This window comes from Lysinibacillus sp. 1 U-2021 (genome assembly GCF_029916965.1).
In the GTDB taxonomy this organism is placed as follows: domain Bacteria; phylum Bacillota; class Bacilli; order Bacillales_A; family Planococcaceae; genus Lysinibacillus; species Lysinibacillus capsici.
On the sequence record NZ_CP123966.1, the window covers coordinates 4,779,134 to 4,798,614 of the forward strand.

Below are 19,481 nucleotides of genomic sequence, written 5' to 3' on the forward strand. Positions count from 1 at the left end.
GAATGGACAAGGTGAAACTATATAAATCAGCAAAAGAACCTGAAATATATCACTATTTCAATGCGAATAAAGAAAAACTATGGATGTTTCGACATAAGTATTATGATGCCTCTGGAAAGCGTCGTGAGAAGAAGAAAAGTGGGTTTAAAACAGAAAAAGCAGCATTGAAAGCCCTACTGGAAGTGAAGGCTGCAACGCTGCGTGGTGAAACAAAACATATAGAACATGATAACTTAACTGTCTCTCAATGGCTAGACATGTGGTTTGACATGAATAAAGGTAAATGGAAACCTTCTACTGTTACTCAACGTGAGGGCTTTATAAAGCTTTATTTTAAGCCCCTTCTTGGCTCCTACAAGTTGCAGAAGCTCGATAAGGTTATTTATCAGATGTCGTTTATCAATGTGTTAGAGGACAAGCTAAAGCCCTCTACGATTCGTGCCTTGCATTCGATTTTTAGGATTGCTATGAATGCAGCTGTGGCGGAAGAAATCATAATTCGAAATAAGCTACATGGAGCCGCCCTTCCCTCTCTAAGAGATAAGGAAACAGAAAAGAACTATCTCACACCTGGCCAACTTAGTATATTACTGAATCATATTAAGCAGCATGGGGATATTGCCTACTACAGCTTATTTTTAACGATTGCTTATACAGGTATGCGTAAAGGCGAGGCATTGGGGCTTCAGTGGCGAAATATCGACTTTGCCAGTCAAACAATAACTATTGAGCGAACTAGAGGAAATAACGGTGTGGGCTCCACTAAAACAAAGAACAGTGAGCGTACCATAAAAGTAGATGATATAGTGTTGCAGCAGCTACAGAGCTATCAAACGGCTGTTAAAGCGTTGTTACTTTCACATGGTCGTAGACTGCATAGTGATGTAACCAAAGATGATTCATTTATCTTTTTATCACCTCACACAGCAGAGCCTTTTGTTTCCACAGGGTTAAACTCAATTTTTAACCGCTTTGTAGAATCGGCTGGGCTACCAGCAACAACGATACATGGTTTAAGGCACACACATGCCACCATACTTATGAATAACAGTATTCCTGTCAAGGCGATTGCCGAACGATTAGGAAATACTCCTGAAATGATCCATACCGTTTATGGCCACATTCTCCAAGAGATGGAGGCACAAACTGTATCCGTTTTTAGTGAGAGTTTAAGGGCAAGTGGGGCTAAAAGTGGGGCTAGCTCATAGCTAAACCCCACTCAAACCGCTTCATATCAACCTTTATAAATCCTTACTTATTTTACCCAGCCTAAAATCATTTCACGTAATAATTTTGAAGCTGTGTTTGCTGTCATTTCTGAAGAATCGTAGATCGGTGCTACTTCAACTAGGTCGAAACCTACTACATTTACACCACTTGCTGCAATAGCATGGATGGAAGCGAGTAATTCTTTCGAAGTAATACCACCACAGTCTACTGTACCAGTGCCTGGTGCGTGTGCTGGATCTAAAACATCGATATCAATTGTTACATACACATTGCGTCCAGCTAGTGTTGGTAGGACCTCTTTTAACGGTTCAAGTACTTCAAATTTTGAAATGTGCATGCCGTTTTCCTTTGCCCATTCAAATTCCTCTTTCATACCGGAACGAATTCCAAATGAATAGACATTTTTAGGTCCTATATGTTCCGCAATTTTACGGATTGGGGTAGAGTGCGAAAGTGGCTCTCCCTCATATTCCACACGTAAATCCGTATGTGCATCAAAGTGAATAATAGCAAGGTCATCATATTTAGCTGATACAGCCTTCATTACTGGCCAAGACACTAGATGCTCGCCACCCATGCCGACAGGAATCTTGCCATCCGCTAATAATTTCTCTATAAATTTCTCAATTTCATCTAAAGAACGCTGTGCATTACCGAATGGTAGTGGAATATCTCCTGCATCAAAGTACTTTACTTCCTCAAGCTCACGATCTAGATAGGGACTGTACTCTTCAAGACCAATGGATACCTCACGGATGCGCTGTGGACCGAAACGTGATCCTGGACGGTAACTTACTGTCCAATCCATTGGCATGCCATAAATTACTGCCTGTGCATCGTCATATGTAGGATGACTTTTTATAAAAACATTTCCTGAATAAGCTTCATCAAATCTCATTGCTAGCCCTCCATATAATTAATCATCATTTTTCGTCTTCTTCTATTATGGCTTACAGGATTGTAATGAAACCTGTATCCTTTTTTCCTCGTATACATTATTGGAACGTCTAGCAAATTTCGATTAAAATCTACAAGGTGCGATTTTTTGTCGAATGCCAGCATTTCAAGTAGTACAAAAAAAGTATAGATGTTTTTGAATAAAGTGCAATAGTTTTTAGTTAGAATTTCGATTAAAGATGAATGTTCGAACACATACTAAAGCTAAGTTCGAAGTTGTGAGAAAACGAGGTGAAGTCGGATGAAACGAAAAAGCTATCATCGAAAGCAACAACGTGTAAAGCGCACACGCAAAAGCCTTACGTTATTTGTGGCCTTTACATCTGCAATTGTCGTAGCGTTTGTCGCACTCCGCATCTATGTTCAAGTGGCTGGTGCACCGCCTTTAACCGTACCAAAGGCTTCTATTTTCTTAGATGAAAATGAGAACCAAATTGGGGATCACTTTACAAATCAACGACGATATTGGGTCGGTCTCGATGAGATGTCACCTTACTTAAAGGAAGCAGTTGTTGCTGTTGAAGATAAAGATTTCTATCAACATGGCGGTTTCGACTATTCACGTATTGCTGGTGCCATTTTAGTGGACATTAAGGCTGGCGGCAAGGTTCAAGGCGCTAGTACCATTACGCAACAATATGCTCGTAACCTTTATCTTTCCCATGAAAAGTCTTGGACACGTAAATTAAACGAAGCCCTATATGCTTATAGATTAGAAGTTTTTTATGACAAGGACGAAATACTAGAGGGCTATTTAAATACTGTGTATTACGGTCATGGCATGTATGGAGTAGAAGCTGCCAGTCGTTTTTATTTCGGAAAATCTGCCAGTGATTTAACGCTTGCTGAAGCAGCAATGCTAACAGGCGTACCAAAAGGACCAAGTATTTACTCACCAATTGCCAATTTAGATAAGGCTACCAATCGTCAACATGTTATTTTAAAACTTATGGCTGACCAAGGAGCCATTACACAAGAAGAAAAAACGCGCGCTGAAAATGAACAGCTCGTCTTAAAAAATGATAGCTGGGTTGCAACCAAATCTGTTGCCCCTTATTTCCTGGATGTGGCTTGGCAAGAAGCCAGTGAAATCTTAAAATCCAAAAACCTTGATATTAGTGAAGGTGGCTGGACGATTCAAACAACGCTTAATCTGGAGCATCAAAAAGCAGCTGAAGAAGCAGTAGCCAAAAATATGCCTGCCAATGATCTGCAATCTGCGTTTGTAAGTATGGAATCTAAAACAGGAGCTGTCACCGCGCTAGTCGGTGGTCGTGATTATTCAGTAAGCTCATTTAACCGAGTTACACAAGCTAAACGTCAACCAGGCTCTACAATTAAGCCGATCTTATATGCAGCGGCGCTAGAAAATGGTTACACGCCACTAACTTTTTTAGATGTTGGTGAAACAACTTTTACTTATGATAATGGACGTGGCACTTATGCACCTAAAAACGTCAACGGTCAATTTGCAGATCATGATATGACGATGGCACAAGCTATTGCTATCTCAGATAATATTTATGCAGTAAAAACCTTAGAGGACATTGGCTTCAAAGAGTTTCATGATATGGCAAACCGTTTTAATGTAGGAATTGGCGCGAAGGATAATTTATCAATTGCACTGGGAACGATTGAAACGACATTATACGAGATGACAAATGCATATAATATTTTGGCGTCGCAAGGACAGCAAACAACACCAACAACCATTGTATCCATTAAAAATGCACATGGAGATGTTATCTATGAAAACAAAGATGTAGCAAGCAAAGCTGAAACAGCCATTTCTAAAGAAAATGCATACATCTTAACAGAAATGATGACAGGTATTTTTGATCCGGTTTTCAGTGACTATTCACCCGCTACAGGAATCAGTATTCGTTCACGTATGACACACACATATGCTGCTAAATCAGGTTCTACGAATAGTGATCAATGGTTAATTGGTTTTACACCAAAACTAACTGCTGGTGTATGGAATGGCTATGATCAGGGTAAAAACCTTACCACGAAGGAAGATACTGCTGCCACAAAGCAAATCTGGATTGACTTTATGGAAACTGTCAACAAAGGTACAAAAAATGAGGATTTCAAAAAACCTAAAGGTGTAGAGGGCGTTGTCATTGATATTGAAACAGGTAAATTAGCGACTGACGCTTGTCCTAAACAGCGTCTAGTCTATGTAGAGTCGAAGGATGTACCAACTGAAAAATGTACAAACTTCGATATTCTCGACAGTAATACATGGGGAGAATTTTGGAATATGCTACCGTTCTCTATATTTAAGGACTAAAAAACAAAGTAATGTCGGAAACCTTTTTAAACCTAATACGTTTTAAGCAATGAAGGCTCTCGACAAAGTAACTGATATACGAAAAATAAGAAAAGCTTTCTCTTCCCCGGAGACGTGTCCGTGGGAACAGAAAGCTTTTCTTTTTTATGGTCCGCGAAGTATGAGCATCATGGGGCATTTGGCTTGGGTTTGGGTTGTTCAAATGCCGCATAGCGCTCATCACATTCGCGATACCAAGTGTCCTAGCTTACTAAAATGTAAGCTCTGCCTCAAGTGTACTTTGTTTCAAACACACTTTCAACCTAATATCGAAAGCGATTGCAAAATGTCACAGATTGTTCAATCATTACGAGTCTATTCGACAAATAAGTCTTGACGCAATTGCTCCTCACTACGTTCCCACAATTCTGGATTAAGTTGCTTAAGGAAAGAAGCTAACACTTTTTTAGAGGGTGCATCCATATGCTCTACAATAATATGACGTTTCATAGATTTATCCATTTTGTTTACATGGTCAGCTAAAATTTTATAACCACGACGCTTTTCGCGATTAACGACCATTTCACAAGCCGTTACACCTGCATAATATGGCCCATCCTCTTTATGATCGATAGTCACCCATACTAGCCAATACGGTTTTCCACCCTCTGAATCAGCACGGTCCATTGTAAATTTAATACCACGCTCTACGTCACTTCTTGCATGCATGGCACCAATTTCAACAGAAGCTGTCCCCTCTTCTACATCCACTATTACAGGCGATACATTCTCTAATGAAAGTGAACCGATACCAAATCCTTTATGTCCATCTGTTGGATCATTTTTTATAATGGTAAAACCCATTTTTTGTTTTGGTTTTTCTTCATTTGTCATACTTAAATATCCTCCATTCTGCTATTATAAAGGAAAGCATATCCACGCATATTTTGTCGAAACAATCACTATTTTCACCATTGCGTATATGCCTCAACGCAAGTAAGAAGTTTATACTTTCTTATAAACTAACTATACAACATTATTCTATAAAGGAGGCAATATTATGCCATACGTAACAGTGAAAATGCTTGAAGGTCGTACAGAGGAACAAAAACGTGCTCTTGTAAAAGAAGTAACAGAAGCAGTATCTCGCACAGTTAATGCACCTGCAGAAAATGTAACAGTTTTTATTGAAGAAATGTCTAAAAACCATTACGGCGTTGCAGGCGTTCGTTTTAGCGACAAATAATAGTAAGATGGGTAGAGCACAAGAGAGCGCTCTACCCTATTTTATAAGATTTCATGGGAGTAATATTGTCAGACACAACTTATTTTTCATCTTTACCTAACATCATTAGTATTTGCTGTTTGATCGTTGGATGTGAAGAATCGTCCTCTAAGAAATCTAATGGGAAATAGATTTTATGATCTCGTTTCATACGCCCTGAGATAGCATCCACAATAATGGATTCACGTGAAAGCTCCCGTAGCTCACCATTTTTCATTTCTAAAAAAATTGGTACACGCACTTCTTCCTCTCCTGGTCTGTAAAAATCATATGGCAGATCTGCTGTTGTATCATGTATAAGATAATAATCGGGGTCTAATCCTGCCTTTTTGAAAAGCTCTTGGAGTTTTTGATATTTATTGAGCTCTACTCCCGGGTCTAAATCAATGTATTGAAATAGCTTACGATTCACAAAGCGACGGCTTAGATCACTTAGAATGGCATCCTCCTCTTGCATCCATAACTGAAAATATGTAAAAAGTATACTCTCGTCTAACGCAAGATAATCCTCTAATGTAATAACATTTCGGAAAAATGCTAGGAAATGAGTAGGCTCATGCTTAAATGTATAGCCCGCTAAACTTAATTGTTTTACTCTTTTTAATATATTATTTAAAATTACCTCTGCACTTCGTGAAACAGGATGGAAATAAATTTGTAAGTACATTTGATAGCGACTCATTATATAGTCTTCCACCGCATGCATGCCTGTTGCTTTGATGACTACTTGGTTTTTTCTTGGACGCATTACTCTTAAAATCCGTTCCATATCAAAATGACCGTAGCTTACACCTGTAAAATAAGCATCACGTTGTAAGTAATCCATACGATCTGCATCAATTTGGCTCGAAATTAAACTAATTACTTGCTTATTTGGATATGTCTTTTCAATTACTTGGGATACCTTTTCAGGAAAATCAGCTGCCACTTTTTTTAAGATCGCATTTACTTCCGTATCTCCCAACAAAATTTGCCTTGTAAAATATTCATGATCAAGCTCAAATACATTTTCAAAGGCATGGGAAAATGGGCCATGACCTAAATCATGTAAAAGGGCTGCACATAACACTAATAATCTTTCACTTTCATCCCAATCTGGACGCCCTACAAAGATATCATCTACTATGCGACGTACAATTTCGTAAACCCCCAAAGAATGACTAAAGCGGCTATGTTCTGCTCCATGAAATACTAAAAATGTGGTACCTAGTTGACGAATTCTACGTAAACGCTGAAATTCTCTTGTACCCACTAAATCCCATATCACTTGATCTCGAACATGCACATAACGGTGTACTGGATCTTTAAATACCTTTTCTTCTTCTAATTTAGCGTTTGCATATGTCATTTTGATAGCACCCCCATTTTGTTATAGTTCTATTATATGCGATAAATCTTGGACTAGCATACTTATTGCCATTTTTCTATAGATATTAACAACCTATTTCAATTACCTTAATCATTATTTTTATATTTATATTGGTCTAATTTCTCAACATATAAAAAAGCAAAACAAAAACTATCCCCCAAGTAGAGATAGCTTTTAGTTTTACTTTTTTAATTTTGCTAAAACCTTTTCCATTAGTTCATCTTCTGTTAATGCAGCAACAGGTCGGCTATTTACAAAGGTAAAAGTCTTTTTGCGTCCTGGACCACAGTAAGAATGACAGCCAATTTCGATGGTTGCATCAGGATCGATTTCCTTTAATTTTGGAATTAACGTCTTTAAGTTAACGGCCTGACATTCATCGCAAACTTTAAATTCGTTTGCCATTTTGTCAACAACCCTTTCTATATAGTATTTTTCAAACATAATCTCGCTCTATTGCACACATGACCTTCACATATTTAAGTATGCAGCATGTGCACAAACCTACATCGGGTATTGTATCGTACTTTTCCCCTTCTATTCAAGCATAATTCCTTCTACATAGATGAATAAAAGGTTAAAAGATTGGTCATGCTAGTCTTAAATAACAAGTTCCAGATAAAGGTGGGAGGATTTTAATATGAGTAAAGTAAGACAAGATGCTTGGTTAAAAGAAAACGATGAATTACTAGCAGAGGCTGTAATCCGTCATGTAACAGAAGGAAGCACACAGCTTAATGCCTTTGAGGAAGCGGGCGATGCATTAAATCGTACTGCGGCAGCATGCGGTTTTCGTTGGAATGCCGTTGTTCGTAAAGAATACGAGGAACAATTAGCAGAAGCTAAAAAGGAAAGAAAAGAGAGAATGCGAGTGTTAGGAGCGCCAGCAAGACGCCGTGCTTCTAGTATGTTTACCGTAAATAATAGTGCTGCAGAAGGAAAATCAATTCCGCTATCTGCCCTTTCTCTTGATATTGTCATAGCTTATTTACTACGTTTACAGCATTCTGGTGAAGTAGGAAATGAATCTTCAAAATGGCGACAACTTGTACATGTAACATCTGAGAAAAATAAAAAACTAGAGAAAACCATTACAAAACTAGAAGAGGAAAATCGAGCGATTCGCAAAGATTACGAGCAATTTGTTCAAATTATGAATCGTGCTAGACGTCTTGTTACGCTTGATGAAGAGGAAGAGCGAATTGCACCTGTTTTTAAAATGGAGAAGAACGGAAATCTTGTCACTAGCAGTTCTATTTATCAACCAGAAAATGGCGATGCGCTAAATTAGCCGCATCGCTTTTTCTGTTTCATATAATCAACCAACTTACTTACGTTCAAGCATTTTGGTGTTGCGCTCAAAAACGCGCTGTAAATAAAAACCATACAACGTTAATTCTTCGTCATAAAAGGACTGTGGACGTACTTCCTCGGCCCACTGATTAAGTAGTTGCTGTAGACGAATAACAACTGCTTCTACTGTTAAATGAGGGTCTATAAGCTCTGATAGCGAAGCCATGACTTCAGGCACGATTTGAGGGTAAGCGAATTTTGTTTCCTCTTGTTGCAAGCTTGCTTCATAAAAGTCACGGATAAGTGCCGCGCGTTGCGAGCCACTCCCCTCAATACATAAATAAATTTGCACTGCCACCCCTTGACGTAAGCGTCTTTGTGAAATACCTGCAAATTTTTTCCCATCAATACTTAAATCATACGAACCTGGGCAATAAGAGCCCACTATTTCATAAGCCTCAATTTTTTCAGCTATTTCTGGGAACAACCCCTTCACAAGGTCCACCATTACATCATAGCCATCATTTATACTGAGCGACTCTTTTTGTTCAGACAATACAATGGAAATATTAAGAATCCCTTCATCTAGCACAACCGCTAGTCCACCAGAATTACGAACAATAGGATGATAGCCTCTAGATTCTAGTAATTCCATACCTTGCTGAACATAAGGTAAACGATGGTCTTGAATACCTAGCACAACAGATGCCTCATGAACCCATGTACGAATTGTTGGCGGGGACATCAATTGGCCGACTAATTGGCACAATGTATCGTCCGTCGCAAAAGATTCAAGCGGTGATCTTTGCTTCGCACTAATGGATTGATCATAATAACGCCAAATTGGCTGTTGTAAAATATGTTTCATATTGGTACTCCTCTTATTACATCTCTTCTCTTTAGAATACATGATCTTAAGATGGTGTCAAATTCGTGAATTACTATCATGAACTTAGGGATTTTGTACAAACTATGATAAACTATTTTTGAATGGTATTCACTTATAAAGGAGTGTTTTCAATAATGAATGAAGCAGCAATTACGTTAGATGGTTGGTACGCTTTACATGATTTCCGCTCAATTGATTGGGCATCTTGGAAACTTGTTTCTGCTGAGGAACGTCAAGCAGCAGTAGAGGAATTTATTGCTTATTTAGAAAAACTGAACGAAGCAGACGTAGCTAAAACAGGTGCTCATGCTTTCTATGCAATTGTTGGTCAAAAAGCTGACTTTATGATTATGACATTGCGTGAAACAATGGATGAGTTACAAGAGCTTGAAGCAGAATTCAATAAATTAGCTATTGCAGATTTTACAATTCCTACATATTCTTATGTATCTGTTGTAGAGCTTTCAAACTATTTAGCTGGCGAGTCAAATGAAGATCCTTACCAAAATCCGCATGTACGTGCGCGTCTATATCCTGAACTTCCGCGCGCTAAATATGTATGCTTCTATCCAATGGATAAACGCCGTCAAGGAAACGACAACTGGTACATGCTATCAATGGATGAGCGTAAATCATTAATGCGTTCACATGGAATGATTGGTCGCGGCTATGCTGGTAAAGTAAAACAAATTATCACTGGCTCTGTAGGCTTCGATGATCACGAATGGGGCGTAACTTTATTTGCTGATGACGTACTGCAATTCAAAAAATTAGTATATGAAATGCGCTTTGACGAAGTGTCAGCACGCTATGGCGAGTTCGGGGAATTTTTCGTCGGAAACCTTCTGGATAAAGATAAATTGGTTAAATTCTTAACTGTTTAAAATCTAATTAAAAATGCGAGTCCGTCAATACGGACTCGCATTTTTAAATTTCGTTTTCTTCTGCATTCTCGGATTCGAATATTAAAATAATAATATGAATAAAAATCCCAGTTAGAATCATAAGAAAAACTAAATACCAATTATATGGTTGATGATAATATTCTGCTATTCCAACTGCCAGAAAAGCGCTGATGATGATTGCTACAAACATACTAAAAATACGCATGGAAACGCTCCTTCATAAAAGCAAAAATAAAGTCATTTTTAGTATGTCACGCTATATTTTTAATATACTTACTAGGTAAGAATAATTATGTCTTATTGAATAGCAGCTAAAACAAGCATTGTAAAGTCATTTTTGCTAATGCTTTGCTTTCCATACTAGCAAATTTATACTCACAATATAAAAAAGTGCCATCTTTTAGCGATGACACTTTCTTCCCCCCTAACACGTTTCTTCTACATACTTCATTAAGAGCTCTCGTTCTTTACTTTTAAAATTAAGATGACCGTTTGAATAAAAAAACCAATCACTATTATAACAATAAAGAGATACCAATGGAGCGGCTGTCCATAAAACTCCCCTAATAAAAATGCCAGCACTGCACTTAATAAGATCCCAAACCAAACGCCAATTTCCATAAGCCATCACCTCACATGTATTAGATACACATGCAATTCATTGATCTCACGTTCCCCTAAATCTATTTTTTTCTATTTACCCTTTTTGCTATAAAAACTATCGGGACTTGCAGGATTTGAAGTATTTTCTACGTACTTGTCGTTATTACTACTATATGCATAGTAACTTTAATATGTGATTGTCTTTCTTAACAAAATTGAACATGACTACTATACCTTCATGCATATACTGTCTGCGAGGAGGTATGAAAATCGCTGTTATTAAGACGAATGATGCACAGACAGCCCTACTCGCAAGACTAATGCGTGCCGAAGCAGAAGGCGAAGGAGAGTTAGGCATGCTGATGGTTGGGAATGTTGGCGTTAATCGTGTAAGAGGTGATTGTTTAGATTTTGGTGATATTCGAACAATTGAACAAATGGTTTATCAGCGTCCGGGAGGCTTTGAGGCAACACAAAAGGGTTATTTTTATCAACGAGCACGTGATCAAGATATTCGACTAGCTAAAAGGGTGATTCAGGGTGAAAGATTTCATCCAGCTACCCGCTCTTTGTGGTTTTTCATGCCAGCAGGTGATTGTCCTGCACAATGGTATGGCCAATGGAATACTGGCAGGTTCAAATCCCATTGTTTTTTCTCGCCAACTGAACAAGATTGTCCTCAAATTTAAAAAGAAAGTAGGTTGATAATTGATGATGCCTTATTATTGGACACCAACAACGCAACAACAAATGACTCCTCCCCCAGTCACACTTCCGAGCGGACGACCACCCGGCCGTGAGGAGTCCTATATAGAAAATATTTTACGTTTGAACCGTGGAAAACCAGCTACCTTCCATTTTTCTTTTGAGCACGCAGTAGAGCAGGGAAAAAACACAAAAACTGTTCGAGGTGTGGTAGAAGCAGCTGGTCGAGATCATGTCATTATTCGTGAGCTTAAGTCTAATCATCGTTTTCTTTTCCCTATGATTTATTTCGATTTTGCAGAGTATGATGAGGAAATGGCTTACTTTAATCAAAATCCATAATTCTATCTCTAAGTAAAAATCCGCAATACACTCACTGACCAAAAGTCGATGGGCGTATGCGGATTTTTATCCTTCGCTATGTTCAATTTTCATTTAAATACGTTAAGGTTGCTTTACCTAAGGTTTTTGCTGCAATTAGCATAGCACGTTCATCAAAATCAAAGCGTGCATGATGATGCGGATAGGCCGTTTCCCATTCTGGCTTTTTAGCTCCTGTGAAGAAAAATGTGCCTGGTACTTTTTCTAAATAATACGCAAAATCTTCCCCAATCATAAATGGCGGACATGTTATTACTTGATCTACCCCTGGTACAGTCGACGCCAATTGTGCCAAAAACTCAGTTTCTCTCTGATGGTTATAAACAGGTGGATAACCCCTTGTGTAGCGATATTCGTAACTTGCCCCAAATGCCAGACAAGTCGCATTTAATACTGCTTCTAGCTCTTGCTCCATTTGTATGCGTACTTCTTCTTCAAATGTACGAATTGTCCCCGCTAAAACTACCCGATCAGCTATAACGTTAAACGGATTAATTGCCTCAAAATGACCGATTGTTAAAACAGCTGATTTCAATGGGTCAATTCGTCTTGAAACAAGCTGTTGAGCATTGACGACAAATTGGGAGGCTAGGGTAACTGCATCAATAGAATGATGAGGCTCTGCGCCATGACCACCCTTTCCTTGAACCGTTATTTCTACTTTATCCGCGGCAGCCATGATGGCTCCATCTTTCACTAATATTTCTCCTAATGGTGTAGGTGCCCATAAATGTGTACCAAAAATAACATCTACTCCTTCTAAACAACCATCCTCAATCATTGGCTTAGCTCCACCTGGCGCCACTTCCTCTGCATGCTGATGAATAAATACGATAGTGCCTTCAATTTGGTCCCTCATCGCATTCAATGCCTTAGCTAGCCCAAGCAATGTAGCTGTATGTCCATCATGTCCACATGCATGCATTTTTCCAGCTATTTTAGATTTGTAAGGTACATCATTTTCTTCATGTATCGCTAATGCATCAAAGTCAGCTCGTAATGCCACCGTTTTGCCAGGCTTTCTGCCACGTAATATCGCTACGACGCCACGTCCTCCCACTCCTTCTCGAACCACATGACCCAATTCTCTATGAAAAGTAGCTATATAGGATGGCGTTTCGACTTCTTCAAAGGATAATTCAGGGTATTCATGTAAATGGCGACGAATCCCTACCATCTCATTATAGTTAGCATCCAGTAATGTAAATAGTTTTTCCATACTACGTAACCTCACTTTTGGTATTTTCGAAATATTGCAAGTAATATTAGTAGTGTACTATAAATTCTTACAAAATGGATAGGATTTAAATCCCTATCTTTGAAAGATGACTCATAACAAAGAAAAACCCCCCTACAAATAATGTAAGAGAGTCAGCTTAAAATTAGCGAGCATGCTTGAGAGCAGTTAAAATAATAAGTAGCCATCCCGCTAAAAATAGTACGCCACCAATTGGTGTAATAGCTCCTAATACTTTAATACCACTTATCGCCAGAACATATAAGCTCCCAGAAAAGAAAACAATACCAAGGTTAAAGAAAATACCTGCTAAATTTAATTGTTTCACTTCACCTAATAGTTTAGAGCTCATTAACAGACCAATGATTAGTAATCCTGTAGCGTGAAACATTTGATATTGAACAGCCGTTTCCCAAATACCTCGACTATATTCATCTAAAATTTCCTTTAAAGCATGTGCACCAAATGCACCGAATGCTACTGCTAATAGGCCATGAAGAGCACCTGTCACGATAAATCTTTTCATTTTCGTTACCCTACCTTTAAAATGGATTAAAAATCAAAAATGGAATCACCATTTGCTCCATCTTCTTCAATCTTTGTTGTATATAAAGTGGATGGTTTTGACTCTGACACAAGCATTTGCGGTACATGCTTATGAGGAGTGATAGATGGTGCATCACTTGAAGAATCTAACACCACATCACATAATGCTCGAATGGCTGTAAGTGCCTCACGAATTTGCTGATCATTCCCCGCATTTGTTGCGTTAGATAATTGTTTTTCAAGTTGCTGTATAACGGCCTGATAAGAAATCATTACATTCTCCCGCTTTCTACTTTTGGTACGAATTTTAAACAATCTACACCCGAGGATTGCTTCACAACAACGGATGGTATTTGCTTTGTTTTAAAGCCATAAGCTGCACATGCGCGTGGGTTTTGAGGGTCCCAGGTTACTTTAAAAAATTGACACTTAAAACAATTCACCTTCATCAATGTCCCTCACTTTCTTCTATATTAAATGTAACATGATTGCTAAAGCGTATAAAGCAAACGATTTGTGCCAATCTATTCTAAACACCAATCAATCGGCTGCTTGCCCCACTCCACTAATTGTTGATTAATCTTTGAATAAGGTTTACTACCAAAGAATCCTCGATAAGCACTTAATGGACTTGGGTGTGGCGCTTCGAGTATGACATGTGGTGTTTTATATTTTCGGATTAATTGCTTTTTGCGTTGCGCTGGTTTGCCCCACAATACAAAAATTAGTGGTTCTTCCCTTGCAGCTAATAGATCGATAACAGCATCGGTAAATTGCTCCCACCCTTGTTCTTTATGGGAATTCGCTTGTCCTGCTCGAACTGTAAGCACCGTATTTAATAGCATAACACCCTGTTCAGCCCACTTTGTTAGCGTTCCATTTTGAGGAATTGGACAGCCTAAATCATCCTGTAGCTCTTGAAACATATTCCGTAAGCTAGGAGGATGTGGAATACCTGGTTTAACAGAAAAGCTTAGCCCATGCGCTTGATTAGGCCCATGATAAGGGTCTTGTCCCAAAATAACAACCTTCACATCATGATATGCTGTTGTATAAAATGCGTTCATCACATCATCCATTGGTGGATAAATAGTTTGTGTCGAATATTCATTTGCGACAAATTGACGTAGTTTTTGATAATATGGTTTTTCTAATTCTTCTTTGAGTACTTCTTGCCAATCATTCGGGAATACTTGTTTCATCGTTCTTTAAGCCCCTTTCTCTTCTTACAACGGTACAAAAAATGAAAGATGAATTCAAGCATCAGTTGAAACTGACCATATAAAAATATAGTATTCTGGCTATTTTTATAGAATCAGAATCGGACTATACTAGATGTTAATTTTATAACTCTTAACGATAAAGGAGATCCTTTACATGACTCTAAAAAAAACATTAACAATTGCAGGTTCAGATACATCAGGCGGTGCAGGAATGCAAGCTGACCTTAAAACATTCCAAGAGCACGGTACATATGGGATGGTGGCATTAACAGTTGTCGTAACAATGGACCCTAATGGCTGGACACATAACGTCACACCTTTGCCAACCGATTTACTACAAAAACAAATTGACACAGCTCTTTCCACAGGAATTGATGCCATTAAGACAGGGATGCTCTCCACAGAAGAAATTATTCGTATTGCTGGAAAGGCTATTGCAAATTCAGGGACTTCAAATATTGTCATCGATCCTGTTATGGTATGTAAAGGTGACGATGAAGTACTGAATCCAGGTAACACAGATGCCATGATTCAGCATCTTTTACCACTAGCAGCAGTAACAACACCAAACCTTTTTGAAGCTGGACAATTAGCTGGCACAGGTACACCCAAAAACATTGACGACATGAAGATTGCCGCTCGTAAAATCCATGAACTAGGGGCTAAAGCTGTTGTCATTAAAGGTGGAAAAGCTCTAGCTACTGAAAAAGCAATAGACTTATTCTTTGATGGTGAAACATTCTACTTATTAGAATCTGAAAAAGTTCCATCTACAAATAACCACGGTGCAGGCTGTACTTTTGCTGCCTCTGTCACAGCGAACCTTGCGAATGGTCTTACTATTAAAGATTCTGTTATTGAAGCAAAAGAGTTTGTATCCACAGCTATTGCACATGGCTGGGCGCTAAATGAATATGTAGGTCCTGTCATGCATGGTGCGAAATCTCGCTTTGGTGCTCCACACGTAACAGTAACAGAAATATAAGGATGAAAGGGATGTCTCAAAGTCATTTGAGACATCCCTTTTTTACATATAATTCTCCATCATTTCTAGCCGATAATCCCATGGATCATTCATAGATATAAATTGCGCTAACGCTTTACTTTCCTTTTTACGTTCTGCACGGGCCTTCGCTCGTTCTGAAGCTGTTTCATGCAATTTTGTCTCTTCTACTGTTTCAGGAATTACTCGTGGGACCAGTGCTGGTTTGTTATTTTCATCCAATGCCACGAAAGTTAATAATGCAGTCGCTGCCACCTTTCTCTCCCCAGTTTTCAAGTTTTCAGAAATGACTTTGACAAAAACCTCCATAGAAGATCTTCCCGTCCAAGCTACATACGATTCGAAATAAACCGAATCTGTTGGGCGAATGGGATGTAGGAAATCGACTGAATCAGTTGAGGCTGTAACACAATCTCTTCTGCTATGCTTTGCAGCTGAAATGGAAGCAACTTGATCAATATCGCTCATCAACCGTCCGCCAAATAATGTATTATGATTATTCACATCGTTTGGAAATACACGACTTGTACGCATCACTCTTGATTCCTTACAATATTTAAAGTCCTTATTCACTCCAGTTCCCCCTCTAAACATCTTGTTTATTCCTACTATAATGCTATATTTAAATGGAAAAATCAATGTAATTATTAGAAAATTACAAATACTAAACAATTATTTAATGATGAGTATTTATCCGATAAAGATTAAAATTGGACAAGATACGTTAATGCCTCATACCCCATATATTAGCTGTATGGGAGGGGAAAAAATGAAAAAAAACAAGGTAGAAGACTTAACGGAAGAATCAGGTTTACTAGCTGGAGAAATCACCTCTTCAAAAGTTGAAGTAATTGCCTCCATCATATTAACACTTGGTTACTCATTATCCACCCTTGCCACAATATTGGCTCTGCAGGAGGAGGAAGAATTGGCACAAGCCAAAACTACTGAAACCCAAGATCAAAATCTTTATATGAAGCAAATGTTTAAACAATTACAAAATGTTAATAATCGTTTAGATACAATAGAACGAAAGCTCAATCGATACTAACAAATACATAGCCTACATTAATTTTCAATAAAAAACCGCGACTCTCCGTCATAAAGAGAGTCGCGGTTTTTATTATACTATGATAATGAGCTTCATTTTTCTTCCCTTTTTCACAGCTACCTTGCATCACCTGTTCAAGGAACGTCATCTATTGTACCAAGATAGAATTCATTATTTCCGAAATAATACTACTTCAACAGGTGGAGCTGTTTACACACACGAATTAGGAAGAAGTCATGGTTGCAATATCTTTTTATATGTGAAAACGGATACAATGCGAAACGACACAGTTTGTACATATTTATTTTCACACTCCCTATATTGATACATTACAATAATTTTTTCAAGAATATTGCTTAAGGACTTGTCATAGATTTAGAGATGATGATTTATTTCCCCTGGATGCTAACACTTTCAAAAAATTTGGACCAAATGGCGCTAAGGTTTGTAAATATAAATCATCAATTTTTTTATCAAAGCAATCAATTTCCCTTTGCGAATTTTTTTTACTATACTTAAAGGAGAAATGATCGAGAGGAGTGTTAAGATGCAAGAAGTACAAGTAGAGACGTTGCAAAAATTGCTGAATTCTTTCGCCAACAAAGACGTTTATATTCATCTTGAGACGACAAACGGATCTTATGCAGCACACTATGATGAACAGTTTTTTAATGCAGGTGCTTTTATTCGCAATGCTAAAATTAACTATGAGCTTGCTAAGGTTGTAGATAATGCACCTCATCGTGTGGGTTTAAAATTACCTCATGGCTGGGTTTATGCTCAAGGCATTACACATTTTGAATTAGATGATTTAGGCCGTTTATTAATGGCTGGACTAGACTACTCTGGAAAATTGGCGATTGCGCTTGAAATTAGTGAAACGCCATTTACTTACTAAGGGGGACGACTATTTGAATTTACAACCACAACGTCATATTTTAATTGTGTACCCTCACCCAGATGATGAGGCTTTCTCAGTTGCGGGAACCATCGCCTACTATACAAAGAAAATGAATACACCTGTTACATATGCCTGTTTAACATTAGGCGAAATGGGACGTAATTTAGGTAATCCACCCTTTGCTACACGCGAGTCTTTACCTGAAATCCGTCGTAAGGAATTGGTTGCAGCGGCAGAGGCAATGGGTATTCAAGATTTACGCATGCTTGGTCTACGTGATAAAACAATAGAATTTGAAGATGATGAGAAAATGGTAAAATTAATGGAAGGGCTAATCGAAGAACTAATGCCTTCTTTAATTTTCACATTTTTACCTGGCTTTGCTGTTCACCCAGACCATGAAGCAACAGCACGGGCTGTAGTTGAAGCTGTACGTCGTATGCCAAAGGCTGCTCGTCCACAAATATTCGGTTGTGCCTTCGCCAATGATACGATTGAAAAAAATGGTGAACCACATGTGGTCTATGATATTCGGGAAATGCGAATGGACAAATTAAAAGCATTACAAGCCCATGCGTCTCAGACTGGTTGGATGATGCAGGAGACTGAAAAACGTATTGATGACGGCGAACCAATGAGCGAGAGCTGGCTTAATGTTGAAAAGTTCTATATTGTTGACCCAGATAAATATGTAAAATAAGTAAAGTACTGTTCTCATTTTGGAGAACAGTACTTTTTAATTAGGCAGCTCTTACCCTCTTCATCATATGCACAATGATCGTGATGAAAAAAGCAATCACTAAGAAAAGAAAGAATAAATAATGAGGGATGTGGATATTGAAAACACTTACTAACATTTTTAAGCCGATGACACCTATAATTATGAAGGCTGTTGCTTCAAGCTCTGGTATTTTTTCAATGATGATTAAAAAAACACCTGCAATCGTCCTCATCATTAATATGCCTAACATCCCACCAATTAAAAGCACCCAGACCTGATCTGATATCGCAAACGCAGCAAAGATTGAGTCAATTGAAAAAGCAATATCCATTAGCTCAACAGAAATGACAGTTGCCCAAAACGTGCCGAAAAGACGCACCATCCATCCTGACCTCTTTACCTCTTTTACACTATCCTCATTCCCTATGTGAAGGAAATGAGCTACACAAAGCCAACCTAAATACAAAGCACCTAATACTTTAATAAACCAAAATTCTACTAGATAAACACCTATGCCAATAAATAAAAATCTAAAAAAATAGGCACCTAGCATACCATACATTAATGCCCGTTTTCGCTGTTTATCTGGTAAATGTTTCACTAGTACCGCTAATACCAGTGCATTATCTGCCGACAGCAAACCTTCTATAATAATTAATGAGGATATTAGTCCCCAGGAGACAGGGTCCATTAGTACTTCTTGCCACATCGCCAAATCAAAAAACTTCCAATATGTTGATAAAATCCCTTGAATGATTTCCACTACATACCCTCCTACTTGTCCTCAGCTAATCTAGTATATGCTTGACCATTTTTGTTATGAGAGTCGTATTTTTTAGATTTGAAACAACAGATTTTCTCCCCTTAAATTGAGCTAATTCTAGGTCTGAGACATTGCTTCTTTATA

The 19,481-nt window shown here is 38.2% G+C and carries 25 protein-coding genes; 11 read left to right on the forward strand and 14 right to left on the reverse strand.

What is annotated here, in order from left to right; translation table 11 throughout:
- Positions 1–11: 11 nt before the first annotated feature.
- Complete coding sequence (locus tag QH639_RS25315; protein ID WP_481817311.1) at positions 12–1,208, forward strand: site-specific integrase; 1,197 nt, start codon at positions 12–14, stop codon at positions 1,206–1,208.
- A gap of 47 nt (positions 1,209–1,255) precedes the next feature.
- On the opposite strand, the gene speB is transcribed toward QH639_RS25315, so the two are convergent.
- Positions 1,256–2,128: an agmatinase gene (gene speB / locus QH639_RS25320; RefSeq protein WP_004231519.1), complete on the reverse strand. Its 873-nt coding sequence runs from the start codon at positions 2,126–2,128 to the stop codon at positions 1,256–1,258.
- Positions 2,129–2,428: 300 nt separating this feature from the next.
- Here speB and QH639_RS25325 point away from each other — a divergent pair, with 300 nt between their 5' ends.
- The gene (locus QH639_RS25325) at positions 2,429–4,483 is read left to right on the forward strand and encodes a transglycosylase domain-containing protein (protein WP_048393764.1); all 2,055 of its coding nucleotides are present in this window, start codon (positions 2,429–2,431) and stop codon (positions 4,481–4,483) included.
- Between the two features lie 354 nt (positions 4,484–4,837).
- On the opposite strand, the gene QH639_RS25330 is transcribed toward QH639_RS25325, so the two are convergent.
- Positions 4,838–5,356, reverse strand: coding sequence for a YwhD family protein (locus QH639_RS25330; RefSeq protein WP_131520768.1), 519 nt, complete (start codon positions 5,354–5,356; stop codon positions 4,838–4,840).
- A gap of 166 nt (positions 5,357–5,522) precedes the next feature.
- On the opposite strand from QH639_RS25330, the gene QH639_RS25335 reads away from it, so the two are divergent.
- A complete protein-coding gene (locus QH639_RS25335) occupies positions 5,523–5,708 on the forward strand; it encodes a 2-hydroxymuconate tautomerase (RefSeq protein WP_004231516.1) in 186 nt (61 codons plus the stop codon).
- 79 nt (positions 5,709–5,787) lie between these two features.
- Here QH639_RS25335 and QH639_RS25340 read toward each other — a convergent pair whose 3' ends face one another.
- Positions 5,788–7,095, reverse strand: coding sequence for an HD domain-containing protein (locus QH639_RS25340; RefSeq protein WP_131520767.1), 1,308 nt, complete (start codon positions 7,093–7,095; stop codon positions 5,788–5,790).
- A gap of 201 nt (positions 7,096–7,296) precedes the next feature.
- The gene (locus tag QH639_RS25345) at positions 7,297–7,521 is read right to left on the reverse strand and encodes a YuzB family protein (protein ID WP_004227652.1); all 225 of its coding nucleotides are present in this window, start codon (positions 7,519–7,521) and stop codon (positions 7,297–7,299) included.
- A 235-nt stretch (positions 7,522–7,756) separates the two neighbouring features.
- Here QH639_RS25345 and QH639_RS25350 point away from each other — a divergent pair, with 235 nt between their 5' ends.
- On the forward strand, positions 7,757–8,407 hold the full coding sequence (locus tag QH639_RS25350) for an RsfA family transcriptional regulator (RefSeq protein WP_004227650.1): 651 nt from the start codon (positions 7,757–7,759) through the stop codon (positions 8,405–8,407).
- 36 nt (positions 8,408–8,443) lie between these two features.
- Here the strand turns inward: QH639_RS25350 and lipL are convergent, their stop codons facing one another.
- Entirely contained in the window at positions 8,444–9,277 is an 834-nt protein-coding gene (lipL, locus tag QH639_RS25355; RefSeq protein ID WP_237899234.1) for an octanoyl-[GcvH]:protein N-octanoyltransferase, read from the reverse strand.
- A 155-nt stretch (positions 9,278–9,432) separates the two neighbouring features.
- On the opposite strand from lipL, the gene hemQ reads away from it, so the two are divergent.
- On the forward strand, positions 9,433–10,182 hold the full coding sequence (gene hemQ / locus QH639_RS25360; protein ID WP_004227638.1) for a hydrogen peroxide-dependent heme synthase: 750 nt from the start codon (positions 9,433–9,435) through the stop codon (positions 10,180–10,182).
- Between the two features lie 43 nt (positions 10,183–10,225).
- Here hemQ and QH639_RS25365 read toward each other — a convergent pair whose 3' ends face one another.
- Together QH639_RS25365 and QH639_RS25370 are read right to left on the reverse strand one after the other, a co-directional pair.
- Positions 10,226–10,408 carry a hypothetical protein gene (locus QH639_RS25365; RefSeq protein ID WP_004227636.1) on the reverse strand — a complete coding sequence of 61 codons (183 nt, stop codon included), beginning with the start codon at positions 10,406–10,408 and terminating at the stop codon, positions 10,226–10,228.
- 245 nt (positions 10,409–10,653) lie between these two features.
- Positions 10,654–10,824, reverse strand: a complete 171-nt coding sequence (locus QH639_RS25370; protein ID WP_004227634.1) for a hypothetical protein — start codon at positions 10,822–10,824, stop codon at positions 10,654–10,656.
- A 245-nt stretch (positions 10,825–11,069) separates the two neighbouring features.
- Between QH639_RS25370 and QH639_RS25375 the strand changes: the two genes are divergently transcribed.
- Together QH639_RS25375 and gerQ are read left to right on the forward strand one after the other, a co-directional pair.
- The gene (locus tag QH639_RS25375) at positions 11,070–11,495 is read left to right on the forward strand and encodes a cell wall hydrolase (RefSeq protein ID WP_004227631.1); all 426 of its coding nucleotides are present in this window, start codon (positions 11,070–11,072) and stop codon (positions 11,493–11,495) included.
- Positions 11,496–11,517: 22 nt separating this feature from the next.
- Entirely contained in the window at positions 11,518–11,853 is a 336-nt protein-coding gene (gene gerQ, locus QH639_RS25380) for a spore coat protein GerQ (protein ID WP_004227629.1), read from the forward strand.
- Positions 11,854–11,935: 82 nt separating this feature from the next.
- Here the strand turns inward: gerQ and QH639_RS25385 are convergent, their stop codons facing one another.
- From QH639_RS25385 to QH639_RS25405, 5 genes are all read right to left on the reverse strand, one after another.
- Positions 11,936–13,111 carry an amidohydrolase gene (locus QH639_RS25385; protein ID WP_131520765.1) on the reverse strand — a complete coding sequence of 392 codons (1,176 nt, stop codon included), beginning with the start codon at positions 13,109–13,111 and terminating at the stop codon, positions 11,936–11,938.
- Positions 13,112–13,274: 163 nt separating this feature from the next.
- Positions 13,275–13,655, reverse strand: a complete 381-nt coding sequence (locus tag QH639_RS25390; protein ID WP_048393440.1) for a DUF423 domain-containing protein — start codon at positions 13,653–13,655, stop codon at positions 13,275–13,277.
- 26 nt (positions 13,656–13,681) lie between these two features.
- Complete coding sequence (locus QH639_RS25395) at positions 13,682–13,948, reverse strand: YwdI family protein (protein ID WP_131520764.1); 267 nt, start codon at positions 13,946–13,948, stop codon at positions 13,682–13,684.
- A complete protein-coding gene (locus QH639_RS25400) occupies positions 13,948–14,124 on the reverse strand; it encodes a hypothetical protein (protein WP_048393435.1) in 177 nt (58 codons plus the stop codon). Before QH639_RS25400 ends, QH639_RS25395 begins: the two co-directional genes overlap by 1 nt.
- 75 nt (positions 14,125–14,199) lie before the next feature.
- Positions 14,200–14,877 carry a uracil-DNA glycosylase gene (locus QH639_RS25405; protein WP_259419815.1) on the reverse strand — a complete coding sequence of 226 codons (678 nt, stop codon included), beginning with the start codon at positions 14,875–14,877 and terminating at the stop codon, positions 14,200–14,202.
- Between the two features lie 175 nt (positions 14,878–15,052).
- Between QH639_RS25405 and thiD the strand changes: the two genes are divergently transcribed.
- Positions 15,053–15,883: a bifunctional hydroxymethylpyrimidine kinase/phosphomethylpyrimidine kinase gene (thiD, locus tag QH639_RS25410; RefSeq protein ID WP_281115441.1), complete on the forward strand. Its 831-nt coding sequence runs from the start codon at positions 15,053–15,055 to the stop codon at positions 15,881–15,883.
- 42 nt (positions 15,884–15,925) lie between these two features.
- On the opposite strand, the gene QH639_RS25415 is transcribed toward thiD, so the two are convergent.
- Positions 15,926–16,474, reverse strand: a complete 549-nt coding sequence (locus QH639_RS25415) for an acyl-CoA thioesterase (protein ID WP_131520761.1) — start codon at positions 16,472–16,474, stop codon at positions 15,926–15,928.
- 196 nt (positions 16,475–16,670) lie between these two features.
- On the opposite strand from QH639_RS25415, the gene QH639_RS25420 reads away from it, so the two are divergent.
- The 3 genes from QH639_RS25420 to bshB2 all read left to right on the forward strand — a co-directional run bounded on the left by QH639_RS25420 (position 16,671) and on the right by bshB2 (position 18,553).
- Entirely contained in the window at positions 16,671–16,952 is a 282-nt protein-coding gene (locus tag QH639_RS25420; protein ID WP_048393429.1) for a hypothetical protein, read from the forward strand.
- A gap of 547 nt (positions 16,953–17,499) precedes the next feature.
- Positions 17,500–17,850: a YojF family protein gene (locus tag QH639_RS25425; protein ID WP_004225428.1), complete on the forward strand. Its 351-nt coding sequence runs from the start codon at positions 17,500–17,502 to the stop codon at positions 17,848–17,850.
- Positions 17,851–17,863: 13 nt separating this feature from the next.
- Positions 17,864–18,553 carry a bacillithiol biosynthesis deacetylase BshB2 gene (gene bshB2, locus QH639_RS25430; protein ID WP_131520760.1) on the forward strand — a complete coding sequence of 230 codons (690 nt, stop codon included), beginning with the start codon at positions 17,864–17,866 and terminating at the stop codon, positions 18,551–18,553.
- A gap of 40 nt (positions 18,554–18,593) precedes the next feature.
- Here the strand turns inward: bshB2 and QH639_RS25435 are convergent, their stop codons facing one another.
- Positions 18,594–19,337 carry a TerC family protein gene (locus QH639_RS25435; RefSeq protein ID WP_131520759.1) on the reverse strand — a complete coding sequence of 248 codons (744 nt, stop codon included), beginning with the start codon at positions 19,335–19,337 and terminating at the stop codon, positions 18,594–18,596.
- Between the last annotated feature and the right edge of the window lie 144 nt (positions 19,338–19,481).